Genomic DNA, 25728 nt, shown 5'->3' with positions numbered 1-25728 from the left:
TGATGCGTAGGGCTCGCTTTCTGAAAGTCGCTTTGACGGCCACCACCGGCGTTATGATGTTGTCCGCCTCCGCGATCTCGGCTCCGCTGCAGCACGGCGCCGGTGTTGCGGCCGCGGTGCCGCCAGCGGCCGAGCAGGTCTGGTGCCGTTACGGGAATTGCTACGACAATGGCGGTGGTGCGGCCGTCGGCGGACTGGTCGGTGGCCTCATCGGCGGCGTCATCGCGGCCGGTGCAGCCAATGCCGCCGCGCAGCAGGAAGCTGCTGCGGCCCAGCAGCACGCGGCGTCTTGCGCGCAGCGCTATCGCTCGTACGACGCCGGATCGAATACCTTCCAGGCAAAGGACGGCCGGCGCTATCCCTGTCAGTAAGTGTTGAAGCTTTAGTCGCGACCATATTGCGTTCGGGCTGCGGTGTGGCACCGCAGCCCGTTTTATTTGTCGGGATCGCCACAAAACAAGCCGTGCGGAGTCAATCCGCCGAGAAGCCGAACGGCACGCTCGAGGTTCTGAAATCGTCGGGCAGAATCTCGCGCCCGATCGGGGGCGCCGACCGCGCCGCGCATCGCGGGCGATGGCAGACCCGGCAGGCGACGCCGATCGGGGTCGGCTCGTCCGCGTTCGGTCCCCGTCCATCGCGGGTGTAGATCAACTGGCTCGCATGCTCGGCGGCGCAGCCGATCGCGATCGCACGCTCGACCCGGATGGCGCCGAACGCGCCGCCGCCGGCGGTCACGGTGCGGGCGATCGAGAAGAATCGCTGACCGTCCGGCAATTCCAGCCATTGCGTGACGATCTGGCGCGGCGTCTTGAAGATATCGTGGACCGACCACAGCGGGCAGGCGCCGCCGTGCTTCGCGAACGGAAATCCGGCGCCATCGAGCAGCTTGGAGACGTTGCCGGCGGGATCGACGCGGATCAGGAAGAACGGCACCTTCTCGAGACCCGGCCGCTGCAAGGTGGTGACGCGGTGCGCGGTCTGCTCGAAGCTGGTGCCGAATTGACGCGCCAGCGCCTCCAGATCGTAGCGCCGCGTCTCGACCGCTTTCGCAAACACCGAGTAGGGCATGATGAGCGCGGCCGCAGCGTAGGCTGCGAGTGCGCGGCGCGCCAGCAATTCGGCGCTCTTGCTGCTGAACTTGCCGTCTTCCACCGCCGCGCTGATCTCGCCTTCGAGTTCCAGATAAGCGAGTTGCTTGGCGAGTTGGAAATTGAGGCCTGCGGTATCGAGCGAGTCCTCGAGCAGCAATTGCCGGCGATGCAGGTCGAGCCGCCTGACCGAACCGAGCATGACGTTCGGCGGCAGGTAGCGGACCTGGAGCTTGTGACGCTCGCGAAGCCGCTCGATGAACCCGGCTGGTCCGGCCGGTTCATGGACGAGACGCTCGGCGGCATCGTCGAGATTGGCGAAATTGTTGCGGCGCGCGGCGAGGAAGCGCCGGACTTCCGCAACGGGATCGTTGGCATCGAAATTCTCGCCCGGCAGCAAGGCCGCACCTGCCAGGTCGGGCGCGCGCCGCTCCGCCAGCGCCAGCTGCTCTTCGCGATAGGCGGTGTAGAGGCGCAGGAACGCCTCGGTCATTCCGGGATAGCTCACCGCGAGGTCGCTGACCTCGAGCGCGGGGATATCGATGTCGGCAAACATCGGTTCCTTCAGGACCGACTGCATCCGCGCGGTGTGATCGGCACCGCCGTCGCCGGCGAGATCGGCCAGATCGATCTTGTAGGTGCGGGCGAGGCGCAGCAGCATGTCCGCCGTCACCGGACGCTGGTTGCGTTCCAGCAGCGCGACATAGGGGGCGGAGATTTCGAGATCGGCGGCCATATCCGCCTGGGTCAGCCCGAGGTCGCGCCGTAGCCGGCGCAGCCGCGGGCCCATGAAAACCGAACGGGCGGTTGAGGTGACCATCGCCTAATCCATGTAAAATTCTTACAACAATACAACGGTTTCTTGTAAGTTATGACAAGTTTTCCGCGCCAGGTCTAGCTCCCGACGGCGCCGCGGGTCACAAACGGTGCAGTTATTTCGTCACCGAAGGGATCACGGACATGAACTTCCAACCGCGCGGGATCAGCGACCGGGCCATCCAGGGACCGGCTTCGTATCAGAGCGAGATCGAGGCGGCCGAGGCGCTCCTCAAGACCAAGGATACCTGGAACGGCGTCACCGCCGAAGCCGTGGCGCGCATGCGCCTGCAGAACCGCTTCAAGACTGGTCTGGATATCGCCCGCTACACGGCTGCGCTGATGCGCGCCGACATGGCCGCCTACGACGCCGACAGCACCAAGTACACCCAGTCGCTCGGCTGCTGGCACGGCTTCATCGCCCAGCAGAAGCTGATCTCGGTCAAGAAGCACTTCGGCAATACCGACCGCCGCTACCTGTATCTGTCGGGCTGGATGATCGCGGCGCTGCGCTCCGAGTTCGGCCCGCTGCCGGATCAGTCGATGCACGAGAAGACCTCGGTGCCGGCCCTGATCGAAGAGCTCTACACCTTCCTGCGTCAGGCGGATTCGCGTGAGCTCAACGACATCTTCCGCGCGCTCGATGCGGCGCGCAAGGAAGGCGACAAGGCCAAGGAAAAGGCGCTGATCGAGAAGATCGACAACTTCCAGACCCACGTCGTGCCCGTGATCGCCGACATCGACGCCGGCTTCGGCAACGCGGAAGCGACCTATCTGCTCGCCAAGAAGATGATCGAGGCGGGCGCCTGCGCCCTGCAGATCGAGAACCAGGTCTCCGACGAGAAGCAGTGCGGCCACCAGGACGGCAAGGTCACTGTGCCGCATGAGGTGTTCATCGCGAAGATCCGCGCCTGCCGCCATGCGTTCCTCGAGCTCGGCGTCGAGGACGGCATCATCGTCACCCGCACCGACTCGCTCGGCGCAGGTCTCACGCAGCAGATCGCCGTCAGCCACAAGCCCGGCGACATCGGCGACCAGTACAACAGCTTCCTCGATTGCGAGGAAGTGACGGCGGCCAATGCACGCAACGGCGACGTCATCATCAACCAGAACGGCAAGATGATGCGTCCGAAGCGGCTGCCCAGCAATCTCTACCAATTCCGTCCCGGCACCGGTGCGGACCGCTGCGTGCTCGACTGCATCACCTCGCTGCAGAACGGCGCCGACCTGTTGTGGATCGAGACCGAGAAGCCGCATATCGAGCAGATCGCCTCGATGGTCGATCGCATCCGCAAGGTCATTCCGAACGCCAAGCTCGCCTACAACAACTCGCCGTCCTTCAACTGGACCCTCAACTTCCGTTGGCAGGTCTACGACGCGATGAAGGAAGCGGGTCAGGATGTCAGCAAGTACAACCGCGCCGAGCTGATGAAGGCGGAGTACGACGACACGCCGCTGGCGAAGGAAGCCGACGAGCGGATCCGCACCTTCCAGGCGGACTCGGCCAAGCGCGCCGGCATCTTCCACCATCTGATCACGCTGCCGACCTATCACACGGCTGCGCTGTCGACCGACAATCTCGCGCGGGAATATTTCGGCGAGCAGGGCATGCTCGGATACGTCAAGAACGTGCAGCGCGCGGAGATCCGTCAGGGCATCGCCTGCGTCAAGCATCAGAACATGGCGGGATCCGACATCGGCGACGATCACAAGGAATACTTCGCCGGTGAAGCCGCCCTCAAGGCGGGCGGTGCCCACAACACGATGAACCAGTTCGGCTAACCGAACGGATCATTCCGATCCTCGGCTGGACAGGCTGGCTTGCGAGCAGCCACCTGTCCGCCGACTTGACGGGGCGATTTCGACCACTGGTCGAGATCGCCCCGCAACGTTTTGCAGAGCCGCTTAGTCGCGATCCGCGGCAGCATTCACCGCTGTCGTCCCTGCGAAAGCTATCAAGTCCGTTATCCTGAGGAGCGCGTAGCGCGTCTCGAAGGATCGACGGCCACCGGCCGCGCATCCTTCGAGGCTCGCCCAGCGGCGCAATCGCGCCGCAAGGCTCGCACCTCAGGATGACGGTCTAGGTCGGCAAGTCGGAGAAGTTCATTCCCCCGCAACGAGGTGGCCGACCGGCTGATGCGCGAGGCGGCGGTGCCTGCGGCGCGACAGATAGAGCAGCAGGCCAGTCACGGCGAACAGCGGCATCATCGCGGCCGCCAGCATGAAGGCGAGCTTGCCCGGCCAGCCCAGGATGGCGCCGCGGTGGATGTCGAGCACGCCTGCCAGCACGCGCTCGCCGAAGGTCTTGTCGGCGTAGCGATCCGAGGAGATGACGCGCCCGGTGACCGCATCGATGCGGAATTCGTCGCGCACGCTCTCGAGCGATGAATCCCGTGGCCATGACCGCACGCGCACCGCCGTGCCTGCGCCGGCCGGCAGGGTCAGCAATGCGCGTCCGTAATCGTTGTTCTCCTGCTGCAGGAACGCTGACCAGACGTGATCGAACACCAGCGGTTTTGCCTCGGCCTTCGCGTGCGCCCCGGCTTCAGCCTTGCCCTCTGCAGCGACCGTGCCGCGTGGTGATTTGGGTTGCACCGCTGCGGCCGTGGCCTGAGGCCGCGCGAACAGCCAGTTGGCGCCGGCCTTGTACCATTCGAACGAATACCACAGCCCAGTCAGCGTCATCACCAGATAGACCGGCAGCGCCCAGGTGCCGATCACGGCATGCAGCGAGCGGTGCAGGCCACGCCCGCGCAGGCCGACATTGGGCTTCAGCCACATCTTCACGCTGCGCGCGCGATGCGGCCAGCGCAGCACGAGGCCGGATATCAGCATCACGATCAGGCAGATTGCGGCCGACCCGGTGATCTTGCGGCCAACGCCATTGCCGTCGCCCGGCAGCAGCAGCCAGCGATGCAGCTTGCGGACGGTGGCGAAGAAGTCCTCAGCCCGCGGCGAACCGAGCACATGTCCGTTGTAGGGATCGACATAGACCGAAGACGGCCGCGCGCCGCCATCGCTGCGGGCAAAGCGGATACGCGCCGCGGCCGACGGATCGCTGGACATGGTGACGGCCGAGACCTTGCCGAAGTCGCCGGCCGCCTGAAGCCGCGCGACCAGTTCGTCCGGCGTCAGCCGCCGGGCGGCGCTGGCGTCGACATGCATCATGTGGCTGTTCAGGCTGGCCTCGATCTCATCCTCAAAGGCCATGGTCGCGCCGGTGAGCCCGACCACGGCCCAGAGCAGGGCCAGCACGAGGCCAACGACGGAATGGACCTGCAACAGCGCGGCCTTGATCGGGCGTCGGAGGTCACTCATCGAATCCGACCTTTCGGATCAGGGCGATCGCGGCCGCTTGATGCGCGGCGATCTCGTCGACAGGCAGTGCATCGGCAGGGAACGATCCGATCCCCTCGACGATGGGCGGCAGCTTTGCGGTCGCAAGGACGGGATATTCCAGCTCGGCAGCGGCAAAGATCGCCTGTGCTTCGGCCGTGACGAGGAATTCGAGGAAGGCGCGCGCGGCGGCCGGATGCGGTGCATGCCGGGCGATCGCTGCGCCGGTCAGGTTGACGTGGCTGCCGCCGTCCGTGAATGCGGTCGGCACCGCCCTCACGGCGTCCGCCCACACGCGCCACTCATTGCCTTCCCGGCCGTCGCGCAGCTGGGCCAGCGCGACCGTGTTGCCGACGCCGATGGCGCAGCGACCTTCGGCGATATCGCGGACCACGTCGTTGTCCTTGCCGGCCGGTTTGCGCGCGAGATTGGCCTTCAGCCCGGCGAGCCAGGTCTCCGTTGCGTCCGTCCCGTGATGCGCAAGATAGGCTGCGACCAGCGCGACATTGTTCTGGTGCGCGGCCGGCCGCATGCACAATTTGCCGCGCCATTTGGCATCGGCGAGGTCCTCATAGGTGAAGGCGGCGAGGGGATCGTCCTTGCGCGCGAACACCACGCGCGGACGGATGGCGAGCGCAATCCATTCGCCGTCCTTGCCGCGCAGGTTCGCCGGCACCGCCCGATCAAGCGTAGGCGATGCAAGCGCCTGCGTCAGCCCGCGCGTCGCCAGTTGCGTCGTCTTGTCGAGACCGATGCTAAGCAGCACATCCGCCGGCGAATTGTCGCCTTCCGAAGTCAGGCGGTTGACCAGGCTGTCTTCGATGAAGACGGTCTTGACCTTGGTGCCGCGCGCGGCCGTGAAGGCCGCGATGACAGGCGCGACCAGATGGGCTTCCCGGGTCGAATAAAGCGTGAGCTCGTCGGCGCGGACGCTGGTGGCGAGCGCGGTCGTGGCCAGGATGGCGAGCAGTCCGATCGCTATCCGACCTGCGCGCATGCTAGAATTTCACCGTCGCCGAGAGCGAGAAGCGCCGCGCGTCGCCCATCGCCACGGCCAGATTGCTGACGGCAGAAGGATAGTAGACGGTGTCGAACAGGTTCTTGACATTGAACTGGTACATCACCGGGAAGCTCTGGACCTTGGTCTCGTAGGTCGCAAACGCATCCGCGACGGTGTAGGCCGGCAGCACGAAGCTGTTCGCGGCATCGCCGGGCCGGTCGCCGACATAGCGCGCACCGCCGCCGAGACGCAGCCGGCCGGGCAGGGTGGTGCCGAAATCGTAGACCAGATAGAGCGAGGCGGTGTTGAGCGCGACGTTCTGCAAGGCGTTGCCGGCGAGCGTCGGATCGTCGGTGACGCGTGCATCGGTGTACGCGTAGCTGCCGATCATGCTCCAGCTATCGGTCAGCCTGCCGGTGACGTCGAGCTCGACGCCGCGCGAGCGAACCTTGCCGGCGGTGCGGTACTCGACGATGCCGGTCGAGGCGTTGAGCTGCGAGACCAGCACGTTCTTCTTGTCGATGTCGTAGAGCGCAAGCGTGCCGGAGATCCGCTTGTTGACGTCGAACTTGACGCCGGTCTCCCACTGGGTGCCCTGTTCGGGCGCGATGTTGGAGCCGATCACGACACCGCCGGTGAGCGGCGCGATGGTCGAGGTCGGCTTCAGCGACTGCGTGAAGCTCGCATATAGCGAGACCTCGTCGGTGAGCTTGAGGATCGCGCCGCCGAGCGGCAGCACCTTGTCCGCCGACACGTTGGTGTTGGTGATGAAGGGCCGGCCCCTGCCGGCGATCTGGTCGTAGTCCATGTAGCGCACGCCGCCGACCAGCGCGAAGCGTTCGGTCAGATGCAGCGTGTCCTGGAAGAACAGCGACCACTGGCCGAGCTTGTCGGTCTGGGCGCTGTCGCTGGCGGAGACCGTGGTGCCCGGCGAGATCAGGCCGTAGACCGGGTTGTAGAAGTTGAAGCTCGGCGTCGCCTGTCGGATCAGATTGTCGCGATAGATCGTGCGGTATTGGCCGTCGCCGCCGAACAGCACCTCGTGGCGGAAGCCGCCGAGCCAGACATTGCCCTGCAGATAGGAGGTGCCGTAGCTGGCATTGCTCAGCGAGCCCTGCGTGCCGTCATTGCTGCGGGTCTCGACGCCGGTCCTGGCGTTGATGCCGGTGATGCGGAGCTGGTTGGCGCTGAAGCTCTCGGAGTTGTAGCTGTAGGCCGCGAACAGCTTCCAGTCCTGGTTCAGGCGGTGCTCGACCGAGGCCTGCATCAGGTCGGAGGTTCCCCACATGTTGTTGAAGGGCTCGTCGAGCCGGCGCGTCGCGGGAATCGCAAGCGGTGCATTGTTGACGAACGCGGTGCCGCGGTCGAACGGCGTGATGAATTCGCGGTGCTCATAGTTGAGCTGCACGGTGGTGTTGTCGCCATACCAGGCCAGCGACGGCGCCACCAGCATCTCGCGATGCCGTCCGAAATTGCGCCAATAGTCCTCGCTGACGCCATAGCCGATGAAGCGATAGGCGAGGCCGCCATCGCCGATCGGGCCGGTGATGTCGACCGTGCCGTCGGCGCCGTTTTTGTTGTTGGCGTAGGTCGAGCCGAGCAGCGTCACCGAGCCGTGCTGGTAGAGTTCGGGGCGCTTGCTGATCGTGTTGACGATGCCGCCGGGATCCATGATGCCGTAGAGCAGCGACGCTGGACCCTTCAAGACCTCGACGCTTTCGACCGCCGCATTGAGGCTGCGGCCCTGCACCAACGGCATGCCGTTGCGCATGATCGAGCCGTCGCGGTTGTCGCCGAAGCCGCGCCGCATCACGGCGTCCTGGGTGCCGGCCAGCGTGTTGCCCTGGGTGACGCCGCTGACATTGGCCAGCGCATCATCGAGATTGCGCGGCAGCTGATCCTTCAACACCTGCTCGGGCACGACGTTGACGGTTTGCGCGGTGTCGAGCGGCGAGGCGCCGCTGCGCAGCGTGGTCGAACTCGGCATCGCGCGGTAGTGCAGCTTGGCTTCATTCAGCACCGCGGCGGCTGCCGCCGCGCGCTGCGAGGGGGTCGGTGCTGTTGGTTGGGCGTTGCGGGCGCGCTGCCGTGCCGCGGCGGCCGCCTGCGTTCGCTGCGCCGACCGCGCCGAACTGGCTGCCGGCTTGCGCTTCTGGGTCGGCTGCTCCACCGTGACCGGCGGCAACGGCACGCTCGATTGGGCGCCTGCCGGGGTCGCCGCGGAGGAGACGTCGGCGAGCAGGAATGCTGCACCGATCAGCACGTGGGTGCGGCCCTTGTCGGCGGCATTTCGACGGTCGCCGACAACCCGGCGATCAGCATTCACAGGCACTCTTGGACTTCCGATTCACGCGAACTCATTCACGCCGCGCCTCTAGCAGTCGGCGCGCGCGAAAAGAACCGGAGCAGACTTGAATCCCTCTAACCGCGGTGGATTTGAATCGTTCTAAGACGCCGCAAGACTCGCGCGTGCGCGAGCCCTGCACCTCATGACTTGGTTGTCGCGATGACTTGGTTGTCGCGTCAGCGCGTCAATTGGTCGCGCGATTGTGGCGAGAGACGACAGTCGTCGTCCTGTCACGCCTCGAGCGTAGTGTAGCCCGTGTGGCGCGATGCGCCTTACGACAATGTCAGGCTGACAGGCGCCTTGCCGACCATTCCCGTGCTGACGCCGTCGCGGGCCATCGATTCGATCTCGCCCCAGTTCTCGCGAAAGATTCGCGCCGCCTCGTTGGCGCTCTCGGCCTGGATCGTCAGGCTGCACGCGCGTCGCGTGCCATTGCTGGCAAGCTGAAAGTAAAGGACATAGCCGGATGAGTCCGCGTTCCGCGCGGCCAACGGTGCCTGCTGCATGTAGGTTTTCCCCAAGTGTTCTTGTTGCGCCACCGGTAGTCAGCATTGGGCCGGGATGCGGCACAGTCGTGGTCGCGATCGAACCAAGCTGAACGTTTGTTCATTTTGTTCGCCGGTGTTGCCGGGATTCAACAGGCGATGGAACCGGCGATGCGCACGGTTGCAACTCAGCCGCGATCACGCCGCCGCGGCTTCAACTCTGGCGGCGTCGCTCACGCATCACCATCACGACGCGCCATCAGGTTCCCTCGATCGATGACAGCCACGGTCCGATCGCTGACACCGCGACCGTGATCGCACGCCCGTTGCCATTTGTGATCTTGCGATCATACCGAAATCGATCTCGCAGCCGGCGAGCGCGACGACGCCTCCGTGGACGGCGCAGATCGCGGCGACCGGCCAGGGGGATTGTCCCTCCGCGCTGGACCGGCGGTTGTGCGCCGTTCGTAAAGCCGCTTGCCGGCCCATGGCGTCCGTGCTATTAGTCGAACGACCGTTCGGACTATTATTAGTGACCGATAAGGCACCGCGGCAAGCGGCTGGCGAGGGAGACGGAGCGATGAACATGATGACCGGCGTCTCGCCATGGGAACGGCTGATCCGGCCCGACCGGGTGCACGGCTCGCTCTATACCGATCCCGAGATCTTCGAGGCCGAGCTGAAGAACATCTGGTACCGGACCTGGGTCTATGTCGGGCACGAGAGCGAAGTCCCTGATGCCAACGACTACGTCGTCAAGTCGATCGGCCCACAATCCGTGATCATGACCCGCGACGAGCAGGGCAAGGTCAATCTGCTGCTCAATCGCTGCTCGCATCGCGGCAACCAGGTCTGCTCGTTTGAGCGCGGCAATGCGCGCTCGTTCACCTGTCCGTTCCACTCCTGGACGTTCGCCAATGACGGCCGCCTGGTCGGCTACGCCTTCCCGGACGGCTACGAGGGCCAGGACAAGGCGCAGCTTGCGCTTGGGCGGGTGACTCGCGTCGAGTCCTATCGTGGCTTCGTGTTCGGCTCGTTCGCGGCCGAGGGGCCGACCCTGAAGGAGCATCTCGGCGGCGCCGCCGAGACCATCGATCGCCTGGTGCGGACTTCGCCGGAGGGCGAGGTCGAGATCACGGCGGGCTTCCTCAAGCATCGCGTCAAGGCGAACTGGAAGTTCATCCTGGAGAACGAGTGCGATGGCTATCACCCGGCCTTCGTGCACACCTCGATTTTCGGCGTCGCTGACAGCATGATCGGCAAGCTCTACGGCGGCGCCTCGACCGCACTGACCCGCGATTACGGCAACGGCCATACCGAGATCGACCTGCGGCCCGAGTTCCGCAAGCGCGATGCCCCGATGAGCTGGTTCGGCACCAGCGAGGAGCGGCTACCTGACTACACCGCGCGGATGAAGGCGGCTTACGGCGACAGCGCGGCGCGCCAGATCATGATCGACGGCACGCCGCATGTGATGATCTTCCCGAACCTGTTTATCGCCGAGATCCAGATGTTCGTGATCCAGCCGCTTGGCGTCGACGACAGCGTGCAGCATGTCACCGCGCTGCAGTTCAAGGGCGCGCCGGATCTGAACCGAAGGCTGCGCCAGCAGACCATGGGCTCGGTCGGCCCGGCCGGCTTCCTGCTCGCGGATGATTCCGAGATGTACGAGCGCTGCCATCGCGGCGTGCTGGCGCGCAATCCGGAATGGATCTTCCTCGGCCGCGGCGAGAAGCGGGAACGGCAGGACGAGCACGGCTTCACCGTCGGCCACGTCACCGACGAGGTGCCGTCGCGCGGCATCTGGACACACTATCGCAAGCTGATGGAGCCCAACTGATGCTGTCGCGCGAGAGCAGCGCCACGTTGATGAGCGCCATCACCGCCTTCCTCTTCCGCGAGGCGCGGTTGCAGGACGAGCATCAATACGAGGCCTGGGAAAGGCTCTGGACCGATGACGGCGTCTATTGGGTGCCGGCCAACGGCGCCGACATCGACCCGGAGCGGCAGATGTCGATCATCTACGACAACCGCTCGCGGATCGCGCTGCGCGTCCGCCAGCTGATGACCGGCAAGCACTTCACCCAGACGCCGCAATCGAATTTGCGCCGGCTGATCTCCAACATCGAACTGATGGACGAGCAGCCTGACGACGGCGACATCGCGGTCGCCAGCAACAGTCTCATTTTCGAGTCGAGCCTGCGCGACGACACGCTGTGGGCGGCGCGCAATGAATACCGGCTGCGTCATGTCGATGGCGAATTGCGGATGGCCAGCAAGAAGGTCGTCCTCGTCAACAACGACAAGGCGATCTACACGCTGTCATTCCTGGTTTAGGGAAGGTCTCGCCATGATCGACAAGGGCCCCGTCCTGCTCGACATCACCGACGGCATCGCGCGATTGCGGCTCAACCGTCCCGATGCGGCCAACGGCATGAGCGCTGAATTGCTCAGCGCACTCTGCGACGCCATCATGGTCTGCCACGGCCATCCGGATCTGCGGGTGGTGCTGCTGAGCGGCGAGGGCGCCAACTTCTGCGCCGGGGGCGATGTCCGTGCCTTTGCTTCCAAGGGCGAGAAGCTGCCGGACTATATCCGCCAGGCCACCGCCTATCTGCAGAATGCGGTGACCGGCTTGCTGCGGCTGGAGGCGCCGGTCATCGCTTCGGTGCAGGGCTTTGCGGCGGGCGGCGGCGGCTTCGGCCTGGTCTGCGCCGCCGACATCGTGATCGCAGCCGAGTCGGCAAAATTCCTCGCTGGTGCGACCCGCGTGGCGATGGCGCCGGATGCCGGCGTCTCCGTCACGCTGTCGCGGCTGGTCGGCTTGCGGCGGGCGATGTCGATCCTGCTGACCAATCCGGTGATCCCGGCGGCGGAAGCGTTGCAGATGGGCATCGTCACCAAGGTCGTGCCCGATGCCGAGCTCGCCGATGCGTCGCTGGCATTGGCGTGCGAGCTCGCGGCCGGCGCGCCGAAGGCGCTGGCGGCGACCAAGCGGCTGGTCTGGGCCGGCACCGGCACCAGCATCGAGCAATGCCTGTCGGAAGAGGCGCGCACCGTCGCCGAGCTCTCGGGGATGGCCGACGCGCGCGAAGGGCTCGCCGCCGTGATCGAGCGGCGCAAGCCGGTCTTCACGGGGCGCTGAAATGGCGACCCTGCCATTCGGGCGCCTCGATGGCCGCCGTGCCTTCGTCTCCGGCGGTGCGCGCGGCATTGGCGCCGCGATCGTGCGCAGCTTTGCCGGGGCCGGCGCCAGGGTCGTGATCGCCGATCTCGATGTCGCCGCGGCGTCCGAGCTTGCGCGCGAGACCGGCGCTGTCGTCGCCGGGCTCGACGTCAGCGATGCCACCGCGGTGCAGTCCGTGATGGTGCAAGATGGTCCGTTCGACATTGTCGTCAACAATGCCGGTGTCGATCAGCACGCCTTCTTCACCGAGACGACGGCGGAGGATTGGACCCGGCTGATCGCCGTCAATCTCACCTCGGTGCTGGCCTGCACCCACGCCGCGCTGCCGGCGATGCAAGCGGCCCGCTTCGGCCGCATCATCAACATCACCTCGGAGGCGGCACGCCTCGGCTCCAAAGGCGGGGCGGTCTATTCCGCGGCCAAGGGCGGCGTGATCTCCTTTACCCGGAGCATCGCGCGGGAGAACGCGCGCTTTTGCATCACCGCGAACGCGATCGCGCCGGGACCGATCCGCACCCCGATGCTGGAGCAGGCGGTCGCGAAGGGCGGCGACAGGATATTGCAGGCGATGACCGGCGCGACGCTGCTTGGCCGGCTCGGCGAACCGGAGGAGGTCGCGGCGGCCGCGCTGTTCCTCGCCTCCGATCAGGCGGCCTATATCACCGGTGAGACGCTCGGCGTGTCCGGCGGCATGGGCATCGGCGGCTGAGATGGCGGACGCGAGCGACGATATCGCCCTCACGCCGGTCGATCGTGCCATCGCGCGCCTGCGGGCGATCTATCGCGGTTGGACCCGCGAGACATCGGCGGCGCAGATGCGCAGCGATTGGGACAATGCTTTTCCTGGCTGCACGGTGCCGGTGACGTGCCGGCCGGTCTCCGACGGCGTCGACGGAGAATGGCTCGTGCCATCGGATGCGCCGCGCGAAAAAGCGATCCTCTATTTCCACGGCGGCGGCTTTCGCATCGGCTCGGTCGCCTCGCACCGTGATCTGGCTGCGCGGATTGCCGATGCATCCGGCTGCCGCGTGCTTTCGATCAATTATCGGCTGGCGCCGGAGCACCGCTTTCCGGCGGCGCCGGACGATGCGCTGATTGCCTATCAATATCTGCGCGACCAGGGACTGCGTCCGGCGGATATCGCCTTCGCCGGCGACTCTGCCGGCGGCAATCTCGTGCTCAGCGCGATGTTGGCGGCGCGCGATCGCGGCCTGCCGCTCCCCGTCGCCGGCGCGCTGATGTCACCGTGGACCGACCTTACTGCTGGCGGCGCGAGCTACCAGAGCCGGGCCAGGGCCGATCCGATCCACCAGCGCGCGATGATCCTGGCGCTGGCGAAGAATTATCTCGGCAGGGATGCCGATGCCCGTGATCCGCTGGCCTCGCCGCTCTATGCCGATCTCGCTGGGCTGCCGCCGCTGCTGGTGCAGGTCGGCGACCGCGAAACCGTGCGCGATGACTCGATGGAATTGGCGGCAAAGGCGAAAGCCGCCGGCGTCGACGTCGAGCTACAGGTCTGGGACGGCATGATCCATGTGTTCCAGATGTTCCCGGAAATTCCGCAGGCTGGGGAGGCGATCGCATCTCTCGCGAATTTTCTGCGCAAGCATCTTCACATCGGCCATCAGAGGGCGCCACAATGAACGTCATGACCTCGGATCCGCGCCAGCTCTCAGAGATCGAATTCCATTTCCCGGAGCAGCCCAACCTGCCCGAAGAGCTGCGCATGCTGCGCGAGCAGGTCCGCCGCTTCGTCGAGAAGGAAGTGGTGCCGCATGCCGACGACTGGGAGCGCGACGGCAAGATCCCGCGCGAGATCTATCGCCGCATGGGCGCGCTCGGTTTCCTCGGCATGCGCCATGCAGCCGAATATGGCGGCACCGACATGGGGCCGCTGGCCTCGATGGTGTTCGCCGAAGAGCTCGGCCGCTCGAGCTTCGGCGGCTTCACCTCGTCGGTCCTCGTGCATACCGACATGTCGGCAGTGCACATCTCCTTGCGCGGCACGCCCGAACAGAAGCAGAAATATCTGCCGGCGATTATCCGCGGCGAGACGGTCTGCTCGATCGCGGTGACCGAGCCCGACGCCGGCTCCGACGTCGCAGGGCTGAAGACGCGGGCGCGGCGCGACGGCGATCATTGGGTGATCAACGGCGCAAAAATGTTCATCACCAACGCGGTCTATGGCGATCTCCTGATCGTTGCCGCGCGTACCGACCCGCACGCCAAGGGCAGCCGCGGCATCTCGCTGTTCATCGTCGAGCGCAATTTGCCGGGCATCACGGCAACCAAGCTCGACAAGCACGGCTGGCTCTGCTCGGACACCGCCGAGCTCGGCTTCCACGATGTGCGCGTGCCGGCGGAAAACCTGCTCGGCGAGGAGAACAAGGGCTTCTATGGCATCATGGAGACCTTCCAGAACGAGCGCATCTGCATCGGCGGGATCTGCGCCGGCGAATCCGCCAAAGCGATCGAGCTGACGACGAACTACGTCAAGACGCGGCAGGCGTTCGGCGGCCCGCTCTGGAACCAGCAGGGCGTGCGGCTGAAGCTCGCCCAGCTCGCCGCGAAGGCGGCCGCCGCGCGCGCATTGGCCTATCAGGCCGCCGAGCTCGCCGCCGCGGGGAAGGAATGTCTCCGCGAAGTGTCGATGGTCAAGGCGCTGTCGCCGGAGGTGCTGCACGAGGTCGTGCATGGCTGCCTGCAGCTGCACGGCGGCTCAGGATTCATGCGCGGCACCGCGATCGAGCGCATGGTGCGCGACGCCCGCGTGCTGACGATCGGCGGCGGCGCCACCGAGGTGATGCTGGAAGAGGTTGCCAAGCGGATGTGAGGGGGCTTTACCTCGCCCCGCTTGCGGCGAGAGGCCGGATCGCATCGTGAGATGCGATCCGGGTGAGGTGGGTACACCACCGGGAGCGGTGAGGTAGGTTTGCGGGAGCTGTTCACTGCACCGGCTTGAAGCTGAGCGTCGCCGCGTCGGCCTGCATGATCTGCAGCTTCTGGTTCGAGAAGCGGACGCCGGGGCCGAAGCTGATCGGTGCCATCACGCCGGTCTCGATGTTCTTGGTCTTCTCCAGTTCTGAGATGGTGCAGGCCCAGGTCGGTTGCTTGCCGCAACGTTCGATCGCCGCGATCAACACTTTCGCCGCGGCGTAGCCGGTCATGGTGTAGCGGTTGATGCCCTTGAACTCGGCCTCCGAGACCAGCGGCTTGGCTTTCTCCAGGAACGCCTTGCCGGCGGAGCCTGCGAACGGCTCGACATAGTCGACCGCATAGATGCCGTCGCCGGCCGGGCCCATCAGCTTCAGCACCGGCTCGATGCGTCCGGGCCAGAAGATGCCGGTCACCGGCTTGATGCTGAGCTTCTCGAGCTCCTTCATCATCGCGATGTTCTCGGCGATGATACCGCCGGCGAGGAACACCTCGGCGCCGGACTCCTTCAGCTGCAGCATGTCGGACGAGAAGTCCTGCTGGCCCTTCTTGTAGTTGCCGCTGTAGACCACGTTGAGCTTCTTGGCCTTGACCACGGAATCGAATCCGTCGCGCACCGTGATGCCGTAATCGTCGTCCTGCGTGATCAAACCCCATTTCTTGCCGGGGTTCTTGTCGGCGAGGAAGTTGACGAGGTGGATGATGCCTTCCTCGTAGGACTGCCCGACCACGAACACGTTCTTGCGCGGCGGCTCCCACAGGAATTTCACCGGCGCGACGTCGATCACGGTCGGGATGCCGGATTTCTCCAGCACCGGCATGACGGCGATCGATTGCCCCGAGCCGGAGATGCCGAGCATCGCAAACACCTTGTCGACGTCGATCACCTTCTTGACGCCCTGGATGGTGCGCGCGGTGACGTAGCCGTCATCTTCCAGCACATATTTGATCTTGCGGCCGTTGATGCCGCCGGCGGCGTTGGCTTCCGCGATCGCGATCTTGTGGCCGATCGAGGCGGCGACGCCAAGCAGCGCCGGCGGGCCGGTCAGCGGCTCGACGTCGCCGATCAGGATCTCGCTGTCGGTGATTCCGGGATCGGCGGCCGCCGCCGGACCGATGGTAAGACAGGCAGTGGTGAGCAGCAGCGCGGTCGCTGCCAGATATTTGATCATTGTCTCCTCCTCATGGTGTTTTCTTCTTTGTTAGTAGCGCAGCGGCCAGTGCACCCAGGTCCGCTTGATGTCGTGCCAGGCGCCGACCAGCCCCCTCGGCTGGAAGCGCAGGAACAGGATGATGACGAGGCCATAGAGCATGCTCTTCAGCTCCTGCGCCCCGGTCGTGAAGACAGCGTCCATCTGCGCGCTGAACAGGCTGAAGACGAGCCGTGTCGCCTCCGGAAGCAGCACGATCAGGATGGTGCCGAGCACGGCGCCGAGCGCCGAGCCGAGGCCGCCGACGATCAGGATCGCCAGCGCCTCGATCGAGAGCAGGAACGGAAAGCCCTCGACGCTGACGAAGGAGAGATAGATGCCGTAGAGCGCGCCGGCGATGCCGGTGATGAAGGCCGAGGTGACGAAGGCGAGCAGCTTGTAGGCGTGCAGGTTGATGCCCATGACGCGGGCCGCGGTGTCGTTGTCCCTGATCGCGACGAAGGCGCGGCCGACCCGGCTGCGGCGGATGTTGAGCGTGGCGAACAGCGTCAGCGCCGCGATCGCGAGGCAGAGATAGGTGAACGCGGCATCGCTCTCGAAGCTGATGCCGAAGATGTCGGGGCGCGGCACCTGGATGCCGCGCGCGCCGTTGGTGAGCCAGCGCATCTCCAGGATCACGGTGTTGATGATGAAGGAGAAGGCGAGCGTGGTGATCGCGAGATAGAGCCCCTTCAGCCGTAGCGACGGCGCGCCGACGATCAGGCTCGCCAGCGCCGGCACCGCGCCGGCGCCGAGGAAGCCGACCGGCGGCGGCAGGTGATATTTCGATACCAGCACCGCATAGGCATAGGCGCCGGTGACGAGGAACCCGACATGGCCGAGCGAGATCAGGCCGGTATAACCGGTCAGGATGTTGAGCCCGAGCGCGCCGGTCACCGTGATCAGGATGATCATCACGAACGACAGCGCGTAGGAGTTCAACACAAACGGCGCTGCGATCAGCGCCAGCAGCAGCACCGCCGACCACAGCCACACCGGCGGGGAATCGATCAGCGCGACCAGCTCGCCATAGCTCTGCTTGTAATCGCCCGTGCGCATCACACCCTCTCGATGTCGCGTTCGCCGAAGATGCCGAACGGGCGCACCATCAGCACCACGATGATCATGGCAAAGCCCGCGACCTCCTTCATGCCGGAGCCGAGATAGCCGCCCGCCAGGTTCTCGGTGATGCCGATCAGGAGGCCGCCGAGGCCGGAGCCGAGCACTGCGTCGAGCCCGCCCAGGATCGTGGCCGGAAACGCCTTCAGCCCGAGCTGGAACATCGCCGGCGACAGGTCGTAGGACAACGCGAAGAACACCCCGCCGATGCCGGCGATCACCGAGGAGGCGGCCCAGGCCAGCGCATGGACCTTCGTGGCGCTGATACCCATCAACAGCGCGGTGCGGTCATCGGCCGCGACCGCGCGCATCGCGACGCCGACCTTGCTGTAACGGAAGAAGGCCCAGATCGCGGCGAGCAGCAAAAGCAGCGTCGCGATCACGGCAATCTGCCCGGTGCGCACGCCGATGCCGCCGAGATGCACGATGCCGCGGCCCATTCCGAGCTCGAGGCCGTGCGGATAGGCGTCCCAGATGAAATTGATGGCCGAGCGCAGGATCACCGCGAGCCCGATCGTCACCATCACGGTCGCGAACACCGGCTCGCCCAGCATCGGCCGCATCACCAGCCGCTCGATGACGAGCCCGAGCACGACCGCGGCGAGGATCGCGCCGATCGCGACCACGACCACATTGCCGCTGACCGTGGTCGAGATGGTCCAGGCGATATAGGCCGTGATCATGGTCATCTCGCCCTGCGCGAAATTGACCAGCCCGGTCGACTTGTAGATCACCGCAAAGCCCATCGCGATCAGGCCGTAGATCGCACCGATCGCGAGCCCCGAGATCAGGAGCTGGATAAGGTACTGCATTCAGCCCTCCGCCCGGTAGATGATCGCGAGCTCGCGCGCGAACTTCTTCTCGATCATGGCGCGGCGCACCTTCTGCGTCGCGGTCAGCTCGCCATCGTCATGGTCGAGCTCCTTTTCGAGGATGGCGAAGCGCCTGATGTTCTCGACCCGGGCAAAGCGCTTGTTGGTTTCGTTGACGACGCGTTCGACCAGCTCGTGCACTTCAGCGAGCTGCGACAGCGACTTGTAGTTGGTGTAGGCCAGCGCCCGGTCGCGGGCCCAGCGGCCGACAGTGTCGTAATCGACCTGGATGATGGCGCCGAGATACTTCCTGGCCTCGCCGACCACGATCGCCTCCTTGATGAATTCGGAATCCTTCAGCGCATTCTCGATCTCGGATGGCGCGATGTTCTTGCCGCCGGCAGTGATGATGATCGCCTTCTTGCGGTCGACCACGGCGATCTCGCCATTGTCTGTTATCTCGACAATGTCGCCGGTGCGCAGCCAGCCGCCTTGTTCCAGCGACGCGGTGGAGGCCTTCTCGTCGAGGAAGTAGCCCTTGAAGACGCCGGGGTTGCGCAGCAGGATCTCGCCGTCGGGATCGAGCTTCCATTCGGTCTGCGGCAGCGGCACGCCGCAGCCGCCGATCCGGTGATGGCTCTCGGTTTGGATGAAGGCGACGCCGCCGCTCTCGGTGAGGCCATAGCCCTGCGACACCGGCCGGCCGATGATGTCGAAGAAGCGCAGCGTCTCCGGCGAGATCGAGGCGCCGGCGCAGAGCCGGTGCCGGCTATGCGCGAAGCCGAGATGGCGCTGCAAATTGCGGAACATGAGCACATAGAGCAGGCCATAGGCCAGGCGATCGAGCAGGTTCTCCTTGCCGGCCTGGCGGCGGTCGGACAGCACGCGGCCCCAGCCGAGGCAGGCCCTGGTGAAGCCCTGCCGCAGCCGGCCGCTCTCGCCGAGCCGGAACAGAAAGCCCTGCTGCAGCTTCTCGTAGATGCGCGGCACGCCGACAAAGAAAGTCGGCGCGATCTCGCGGATGTTGATCGCGACCGTGTCGATCGACTCGGCGAACGAGACGGTGCCGCCGAGCACCAGATGCGTCACCGTGCCGTAGCAGCGCTCGGCGACGTGGCACAGCGGCAGATAGCTCACCGCCTCGAACGGCTTGTCGGCGATCCCCACAGTTTTGGCGTAGGCGTAGGCCGCGTAGACCAGATTGCGGTGGGTCAGCATCGCGCCCTTCGGCGGGCCCGTCGTGCCCGAGGTGTAGACCAGGATGCAGACATCGTCGGGCGCGCCCTGGCTGATCAGCCGGTCGAGGGTCGCGTTGGCCTCCGGGTTCGCCTCGGCATAGGCCTTGCCGCGCGCGCACAATGCATCGAACGCCATCAGCTCGGACTGCCGATAGTGCCGCAGCCCCTTCATGTCGATGCAGACGATGGCCTCGAGGTCCGGCAGGCCGCCATTGTTGGCCATCGCATCCAGCACCTTGTCGGTCTGCTCCTGATCGCCGGTGACGACGACGCGTGCGCCGGAATGCTTGACGATGTATTGCAGCTCGACCCAGGGATTGGTCGGATAGATGCCGACCGCGACCGCGCCGATCATCTGGGCGCCGAGATCGGCGTAAAACCATTCCGGCGTGTTCTCGCCGGCGATGGCGACGCGGTCGCCCGGCTTGATGCCGAGCGAGAGCAGGCCGAACGCGACCGCACGCGCAGTCTCGTAATAGTGCCGCCAGGAATACGGGTTCCAGATGCCGTAATCCTTCTCGCGCAGCGCCAGCGCATCGCCATGCATCGCGGCGCGCTGCCGCAGCAATTGCGGGATGGTGATGGCGGCATCCGCAAGTGCGGCCTGAAGCGCATCGGCGCTTGTCGCCGCCGGGTTGCGCAACGTGCTCGCCTGCAGCGGCGGATGAGCGGTGCGGAGACTGTCCAGCGTCGACATCACGCGCCTGCCTTTGCCATGGCCTCGGCGCGCTGGCCGCCAAGATAGGCCTCCGCCACCGCCGGATCGCGCCTGATCTCGTCGGGCGTGCCTTCGGCGATCTTGCGGCCGAAATTCAGCACATGAATGCGGTCGGAAATGTCCATCACGATCCGCATCTCGTGCTCGATCATCACGACGGTGACGCCGAGCTCGTCGCGGATATCGAGCACGAAGCGGGCGATGTCCTCGGTCTCCTCCTGGTTCATCCCGGACACCATCTCGTCGAGCAGCAGCAGCTTCGGCTCGCACGCCAGCGCGCGGCCGAGCTCGACCCGCTTCTGCTGGCCGTAGGACAGCGTGCCGACCACGGCGTCCCTGATATGCTCGATCTCGAGGAATTCGACGATGTGCTCGACGCGCTGCCGCGCCGCGATCTCCTCGTTCCGGGTGCGGCCGAAGAAGACCACGGCGTCGAGCACGGTCGAGCGCAGATGGGTGTGGCGGCCGGTCAGGATGTTCTCGACCACGGTGCCGTGCTTGAACAGCGCCAGGTTCTGGAAAGTGCGGCCGATGCCGACGGCGGCGAACTTCCACGGCGAGATGGTCGCAAGGTCGATGCCGTCGAAGCTGATGCGACCGCCGCTCGGCCGCAGCACGCCCGAGATCATGTTGAACAGCGTGGTCTTGCCGGCGCCGTTGGGGCCGATCACGCTGCAGATCTCGCCCGGCGCGACCTCAAGGCTGACGTCGGCGACCGCCTGCAGGCCGCCGAAGCGTTTTGAAAGCTTGTCGACCGTGAGCAACGCGGTCACGACAGCCACCGCTTGCGACGCTTGTAGTGCTTGACGTCGCGCAGGCTCTTGCGGCCGCCGGAGGAGACGCCGAGGTAGAATTCCTGGACGTCCTCGTTGGCGGCGAGCTTCTTGGCCGTGCCGTCGAGCACGACGCGCCCGGTCTCCAGGATGTAGCCGTAGTCGGCGATGTCGAGCGCGCGCTGTGCGTTCTGCTCGACCAGCAGCACCGTCATCTTCAGCTCGTCGCGCAGGCGCACGATCACCTCATAGATCCGGTCGATGATCAGCGGCGCGAGGCCGAGCGACGGCTCGTCGAGCGCCAGCAACACGGGATCGGTCATCAGCGCGCGGCCGATCGCGAGCATCTGTTGCTCGCCGCCGGACATGTAGCCGGCGATCTGGTCGCGCCGTTCATGCAGCCGCGGAAACAGCGCGAACACCTTGTCGCGTCGCTCGCGCGCCTCGGCGCCGGTCCTGGTGTAGCCGCCCATTTGCAAATTCTCGTCGATGGTCAGCGCCGCGAACACGCGGCGGCCCTCCGGCACCTGCACGATGCCGCGGCGCACCAGCTCGTCCGGGGCGAGGCGATGCACCTCGTCATTGCGGAAGCGGATGCTGCCGTTCTCGATCACGCCTTCCTCGGTATAGAGGATGCCGGACATCGCCTTCAGCAGCGTCGACTTGCCGGCGCCGTTGGAGCCGAGCAGGGCGACGATGCTGCCTTCGCCCACCGCGATTGAGACGTCGCGGATCGCTTCGATCGCGTTGTCGTAGACGATCCGGACGTTGCGGAATTCGAGCAGGGCATCCTGCGCCGGCGCGGCCTGCGGCGTCGGATGCGGGATCGTGGTCGGCATCCTGCTCAGCCCCGGCCCGCCGCGCGGCGCGGCCGCGCAGCGAGGATCGCATCGGTGACGATCTTGGCGGTCTCGGCGCAAGCTTGCGTGCCGCCATTGCCGTATTGCTTCACCGCGTCGCCGACGCACCACAGGCCCGCGATGCCGGTCTCGCGCGGCAGGTCGTAACCGGCGCAGCTGCGTTGCGCCGGCCAGTCGTCGCGCATCACCCGGATCGACAGGATTTTTGCCTGGTCGAAATTGGCGAACTGCTCGCGCAGATCATCGAGCGCCAGCGCAACCTCGGCATCGCCATCGAAATCGCCGAGCGCGGGCACCGGCACCGCGTAGGCGACATAGAGATGCCAGCCGGGCGGCGCGAGTTCCGGACAGGTGGCGGAGAGGTTGGCCATATTGCACAGCCGGCGGGTCTTGCCGAAGGTGACGATGCCGGGGTGGTTGATCAGCGGCTCGCGGCTCGCGATATTGATGACGATATTGGCGGCCGGGCGAAGATCGCTCTTCACCTTGACGATATAGTCCGCCGGAAAAGCCTCACTGCCGGCGAGCGCGACGGTGGCCTTCGGCCCCGCATTGCTGATGACGAGATCGGTGTCGATCCGCATGTGCTCGCCGTTCCGAAGAACAGTGACGCCCTCGACGCGGCCATTGGACGTGTGGATCGCCGTCGCCGGCGTACCGAGCCAGATGTCGCCGTTGCGCCGGACGGCGCTGCCGAGGCTGTTCCAGACGCCGATCGTGCCCTGCGGGCAGAAGCCGAACTTCTTGAAGGCGCCCTTGCTGGTGAAATAGGTGAGGAAGGCGCGAGCCGGCAGCTCGGCGGCGTTGCAGGCGAAGATCGCCGCGCAGAGGTTGCGGAACAGCGCATGCACCGTAGCGTTGCTGGTGTAGCCCTTCAGCCAATCCTCGGTCGATTGCCGCCCGTCGGGCAGATTGCCGGAGCGCGCATCGGCGAATTTCTCCAGGATCCGCGAGGCCTGTTTTGTGAGCTGCCCGAGCAGCAGCGACCAGCCGCCGCGGCCGACGTCGATCACCTTGCCGTCGATGAAGAACGAGCTCGCGGGCTCCGGCGCGCGAATGTCGAGCGGTGCGCCGACGGTGTGGAAGGTCTCCTCGAACACGCCGCCGAACTCGATCGCGATCGCGCCGATATTGACCTTGAAGCCGTCGATCTCCTCGGTCGAGGCGCGGCCGCCGAGCCGGTCCTTGTCGTCGACAACCAGCGTATGCAGCCCGCCATGGGCGAGGCGCGCCGCCGCGCACAGCCCGCCGGCACCGGCTCCGATCACGACAGCATCGACCTTGTGAGCATCCACGCGCAGCCTCCCTCGATGCCGCCGGGTTGGTCCCGGCGTGCGCAATCCGCTTGCTTGACGGCAGGCACTCTAATATAATCCGACCGGTCGTTCAAATTATTTTTTGACGCAGGTCAATGGACCGGCGCCGCTTGATCGACGAGTTCTGGTGGATGGTGCCCGCAAAGGGGAGGAGGGCGCGCGGTGGCGGTAGTATAGAGAGACGGGTGCCGCCCGATTCCGGCGACGCCGATGGTGCACGAAAGAGACGGGTATGGCGCGGACGCGCTCGGAAAACTACGACGAGATCCAGCAGGGCATTCTCACCACCGCCTGCGGCCTGTTCGCGCGGCAGGGCTATATGCGCGCCTCGATCGCCGACCTTGCCGATGCCTGCAAGCTGTCGCGCGGCGCGCTGTATCACTATTTCGACTCGAAGGAAGCGATCCTGTTCGCGATCCTCGATGCGCATATCCGCGAGATGATCGCCGACGTCGATGCCGCGATGGCCGGCAAGGCGACGACGCTGGAGCAGTTCCGCGCCGCGATCCAGGCCATCGTCGCGCTCAATGCGCGCTCCAGCGACGAGCAGCGCGTGATCCTCAACGACCTCTCGTTCCTCGGCGAGACCGAGCAGGATGCGATCAAGGCGCTGGAGCGTCAGCTGGTCGACACCATCGCCGATCTTCTGGTCAGGCTCGACAAGGAAGGCAAGATCGTCAAGCGGACCAAGAAGATCTACAGCATGATGCTGTTCGGCATCCTGAACTTCAGCCACACCTGGTACGATCCGAAAGGCGGAATCGATCCGACCGAGTTCGCCGACATGGTGGTGGACCTGTTCCTGTACGGTTTCACCATGCCGGTGCCGGCAAAGGATTCCGCCCGCCCGCTGCGCCAGCGTGCGTAGGGCCATCACGGCGGAGCATCACTTCTCCAGGATGTGCACGTAACAGACAGCGCCGACACCGACCATATGCGCAAGCCCGGTCCGCGCGCCGCCATGCTGTCGTGGGCCGGCTTCGCCGCGGAGCTGCATCACGATCTCGCCGATCTGGCCGATCCCGGTCGGGCCGATCGGGTGTCCCATCGCAATCAGGCCGCCGGAGGGATTGATCGCGCATTGCCCGCCGATATCCAGCGCGCCCTCCTTCAGCATGCGAACGCCATGCCCTTCGGGGCAGAGGCCGATGCTCTCGATGTAGTGCAACTCCTCGACCGTGAAGGCGTCGTGCAGCTCGATGACGTCGAGATCCTTCGGCGTCAGCCTGGCCTGCGCCAGAGCGAGGTCGGCGGTCTCCTTGGTGAGCGCCGCGTCGAAACCTGCGCCGGGCGGATAGACCCGCTCGCTGCGGCCGACCGACGCCGTGGTGCGAATGGCGCGGCCGGCGTCGATGCCGAGCCTGCGAATGCCGTCCTCGGATGCGACGATCACGGCGGCGGCGCCTTCACCGATCGGCGTGCATTGCAGAGCCGTCAGCGATCCCGAGACCTTCTTGCCGCCGAGCACTTCATCGAGCGTGCGCTCCTGCTGCCGCTGCGCGTTGCGATTCTTCGCCCCGTTGCGGTGGTTCTTCACCGCGACCAGCGCGATGTCCTCGGCCGACGCATTGTGCCGGACCGCATATTCATTGGTCAGCAGCGCGAAGTGCGTGAACGGGACGATCGCGTCCTCGGCGAGGTGACCGATGCCGGTGTCCGAGCGCCGCACCGGATTGCGCTTGTCGACACCGACCGCCAGCGCAACGTCGGAGATGCCGCTTGCGACCTCGATGCAGGCATGGCGGAACGCGGTCGAGCCGGACGCCGACGCGTTCTCGACATGCATCAGCGGCGCGCCGGTCGCGCCGAGATGGCGCAGCATCGGCCGTCCCGACGCCATGCCGAGCAGCGCGGTCGCGACATAGCTCGATTCCACCGCGGGCCATTCGATCCGCGCATCATCGAGTGCGGCGCGGATCGCGGTGAGGCCGAGCTCCACATAGGGCGTCTCGCTCGGGTTCTGATAGCGGTGCCAGCCGATGCCGACGACGTAGACCGGGCGCAAATGATTGAGTGATCGTGCCATGGTGATCCTCCAAATCAGGATGCGGCGCTGAAGCGGAGATCGAGCACGGTCTCGCCGCTCTCGCTCTGCGTGGTCGGAACGAGCCTGCCGGTCACGCGCTGACCTTGCGCAACCGGTGCGCTGTCGTCGGCCAGCAGGGTGCGGATCACGGGCCCGTCGTCGAGCGCGACCTTGACGATGGTGAAGGGGGCCGGGCGGTTCTTGTCGGCGTGCAGGTGAACGGTCGCTTCCGCAAGCAACACTCCGTTGGTCGACAATTCGCAGGGCGTCAGCGCATCGCCATGGCTGCCGCAGCGCTCGCAGCCATAGGTCTGCATCGGGAAGAATACGTATCCGCAGCGGCAGCGGCCGCCCTTCAGGCGGGCTGTCGCGCCGCCGCATTCGCGTAGCTCCGCGGAATACAGGCCTGGTTTCAATAGCTTGCTCGGTTGCATGCATTTCCTCCAAGATATTTGTTGACTGACCAACAAACATCATTCTAGC

Annotated in this window: 23 protein-coding genes; 9 read left to right on the top strand and 14 right to left on the bottom strand. The window is 65.7% G+C overall.

Annotation, left to right across the window (positions count from 1 at the left end):
- Positions 1-2 precede the first annotated feature (2 nt).
- Positions 3-371, top strand: coding sequence for a BA14K family protein (locus ACVINW_RS00240; protein ID WP_456749467.1), 369 nt, complete (start codon positions 3-5; stop codon positions 369-371).
- 100 nt (positions 372-471) lie between these two features.
- Here the strand turns inward: ACVINW_RS00240 and ACVINW_RS00235 are convergent, their stop codons facing one another.
- Positions 472-1908 (bottom strand): helix-turn-helix domain-containing protein, encoded by a 1437-nt coding sequence (locus ACVINW_RS00235; protein WP_456749466.1) that lies wholly within the window; start codon positions 1906-1908, stop codon positions 472-474.
- Between the two features lie 140 nt (positions 1909-2048).
- On the opposite strand from ACVINW_RS00235, the gene ACVINW_RS00230 reads away from it, so the two are divergent.
- Positions 2049-3686 carry an isocitrate lyase gene (locus ACVINW_RS00230; protein ID WP_456749465.1) on the top strand — a complete coding sequence of 546 codons (1638 nt, stop codon included), beginning with the start codon at positions 2049-2051 and terminating at the stop codon, positions 3684-3686.
- A gap of 321 nt (positions 3687-4007) precedes the next feature.
- Here the strand turns inward: ACVINW_RS00230 and ACVINW_RS00225 are convergent, their stop codons facing one another.
- The 4 genes from ACVINW_RS00225 to ACVINW_RS00210 form a co-directional block, all read right to left on the bottom strand.
- The gene (locus ACVINW_RS00225) at positions 4008-5222 is read right to left on the bottom strand and encodes a PepSY-associated TM helix domain-containing protein (RefSeq protein WP_456749464.1); all 1215 of its coding nucleotides are present in this window, start codon (positions 5220-5222) and stop codon (positions 4008-4010) included.
- Complete coding sequence (locus ACVINW_RS00220; protein WP_456749463.1) at positions 5215-6237, bottom strand: extracellular solute-binding protein; 1023 nt, start codon at positions 6235-6237, stop codon at positions 5215-5217. Before ACVINW_RS00220 ends, ACVINW_RS00225 begins: the two co-directional genes overlap by 8 nt.
- A gap of 1 nt (position 6238) precedes the next feature.
- Entirely contained in the window at positions 6239-8566 is a 2328-nt protein-coding gene (locus ACVINW_RS00215; protein WP_456756258.1) for a TonB-dependent siderophore receptor, read from the bottom strand.
- A 293-nt stretch (positions 8567-8859) separates the two neighbouring features.
- On the bottom strand, positions 8860-9093 hold the full coding sequence (locus ACVINW_RS00210; protein WP_456749462.1) for a hypothetical protein: 234 nt from the start codon (positions 9091-9093) through the stop codon (positions 8860-8862).
- Between the two features lie 559 nt (positions 9094-9652).
- Between ACVINW_RS00210 and ACVINW_RS00205 the strand changes: the two genes are divergently transcribed.
- The 6 genes from ACVINW_RS00205 to ACVINW_RS00180 are packed head-to-tail and all read left to right on the top strand — an operon-like array spanning position 9653 to position 15092.
- Positions 9653-10912 carry an aromatic ring-hydroxylating oxygenase subunit alpha gene (locus ACVINW_RS00205; protein WP_456749461.1) on the top strand — a complete coding sequence of 420 codons (1260 nt, stop codon included), beginning with the start codon at positions 9653-9655 and terminating at the stop codon, positions 10910-10912.
- Positions 10912-11409, top strand: a complete 498-nt coding sequence (locus tag ACVINW_RS00200; RefSeq protein WP_456749460.1) for an aromatic-ring-hydroxylating dioxygenase subunit beta — start codon at positions 10912-10914, stop codon at positions 11407-11409. The genes ACVINW_RS00205 and ACVINW_RS00200 overlap by 1 nt, the downstream gene beginning before the upstream one ends.
- A 13-nt stretch (positions 11410-11422) precedes the next feature.
- A complete protein-coding gene (locus ACVINW_RS00195; RefSeq protein WP_456749459.1) occupies positions 11423-12217 on the top strand; it encodes an enoyl-CoA hydratase/isomerase family protein in 795 nt (264 codons plus the stop codon).
- A 1-nt stretch (position 12218) separates the two neighbouring features.
- Entirely contained in the window at positions 12219-12968 is a 750-nt protein-coding gene (locus tag ACVINW_RS00190; protein ID WP_456749458.1) for an SDR family NAD(P)-dependent oxidoreductase, read from the top strand.
- 1 nt (position 12969) lies between these two features.
- Positions 12970-13902: an alpha/beta hydrolase gene (locus tag ACVINW_RS00185; protein ID WP_456749457.1), complete on the top strand. Its 933-nt coding sequence runs from the start codon at positions 12970-12972 to the stop codon at positions 13900-13902.
- On the top strand, positions 13899-15092 hold the full coding sequence (locus ACVINW_RS00180; RefSeq protein ID WP_456749456.1) for an acyl-CoA dehydrogenase family protein: 1194 nt from the start codon (positions 13899-13901) through the stop codon (positions 15090-15092). The genes ACVINW_RS00185 and ACVINW_RS00180 overlap by 4 nt, the downstream gene beginning before the upstream one ends.
- A 112-nt stretch (positions 15093-15204) precedes the next feature.
- Here ACVINW_RS00180 and ACVINW_RS00175 read toward each other — a convergent pair whose 3' ends face one another.
- The 7 genes from ACVINW_RS00175 to ACVINW_RS00145 are packed head-to-tail and all read right to left on the bottom strand — an operon-like array spanning position 15205 to position 23198.
- Complete coding sequence (locus tag ACVINW_RS00175) at positions 15205-16365, bottom strand: ABC transporter substrate-binding protein (protein WP_456749455.1); 1161 nt, start codon at positions 16363-16365, stop codon at positions 15205-15207.
- A gap of 30 nt (positions 16366-16395) precedes the next feature.
- The gene (locus ACVINW_RS00170) at positions 16396-17442 is read right to left on the bottom strand and encodes a branched-chain amino acid ABC transporter permease (RefSeq protein WP_456749454.1); all 1047 of its coding nucleotides are present in this window, start codon (positions 17440-17442) and stop codon (positions 16396-16398) included.
- A complete protein-coding gene (locus ACVINW_RS00165) occupies positions 17442-18314 on the bottom strand; it encodes a branched-chain amino acid ABC transporter permease (RefSeq protein WP_456749453.1) in 873 nt (290 codons plus the stop codon). The genes ACVINW_RS00170 and ACVINW_RS00165 overlap by 1 nt, the downstream gene beginning before the upstream one ends.
- On the bottom strand, positions 18315-20249 hold the full coding sequence (locus ACVINW_RS00160) for an AMP-dependent synthetase/ligase (RefSeq protein WP_456749452.1): 1935 nt from the start codon (positions 20247-20249) through the stop codon (positions 18315-18317).
- Positions 20249-21043, bottom strand: coding sequence for an ABC transporter ATP-binding protein (locus tag ACVINW_RS00155; protein WP_456749451.1), 795 nt, complete (start codon positions 21041-21043; stop codon positions 20249-20251). Before ACVINW_RS00155 ends, ACVINW_RS00160 begins: the two co-directional genes overlap by 1 nt.
- Positions 21040-21882 carry an ABC transporter ATP-binding protein gene (locus tag ACVINW_RS00150; RefSeq protein WP_456749450.1) on the bottom strand — a complete coding sequence of 281 codons (843 nt, stop codon included), beginning with the start codon at positions 21880-21882 and terminating at the stop codon, positions 21040-21042. Before ACVINW_RS00150 ends, ACVINW_RS00155 begins: the two co-directional genes overlap by 4 nt.
- Positions 21883-21887: 5 nt before the next feature.
- On the bottom strand, positions 21888-23198 hold the full coding sequence (locus ACVINW_RS00145) for a phytoene desaturase family protein (protein WP_456749449.1): 1311 nt from the start codon (positions 23196-23198) through the stop codon (positions 21888-21890).
- 253 nt (positions 23199-23451) lie between these two features.
- Between ACVINW_RS00145 and ACVINW_RS00140 the strand changes: the two genes are divergently transcribed.
- The gene (locus tag ACVINW_RS00140) at positions 23452-24087 is read left to right on the top strand and encodes a TetR family transcriptional regulator (protein WP_456749448.1); all 636 of its coding nucleotides are present in this window, start codon (positions 23452-23454) and stop codon (positions 24085-24087) included.
- Between the two features lie 18 nt (positions 24088-24105).
- On the opposite strand, the gene ACVINW_RS00135 is transcribed toward ACVINW_RS00140, so the two are convergent.
- Positions 24106-25245, bottom strand: coding sequence for a thiolase family protein (locus ACVINW_RS00135; RefSeq protein ID WP_456749447.1), 1140 nt, complete (start codon positions 25243-25245; stop codon positions 24106-24108).
- A gap of 14 nt (positions 25246-25259) precedes the next feature.
- Positions 25260-25679 carry a Zn-ribbon domain-containing OB-fold protein gene (locus ACVINW_RS00130; RefSeq protein ID WP_456749446.1) on the bottom strand — a complete coding sequence of 140 codons (420 nt, stop codon included), beginning with the start codon at positions 25677-25679 and terminating at the stop codon, positions 25260-25262.
- Positions 25680-25728: the final 49 nt, after the last annotated feature.

Source organism: Bradyrhizobium sp. USDA 4461 (assembly GCF_054055655.1).
Note: the sequence above shows the minus strand (reverse complement) of the source record. Positions and strands in the feature narration are given on the sequence as shown.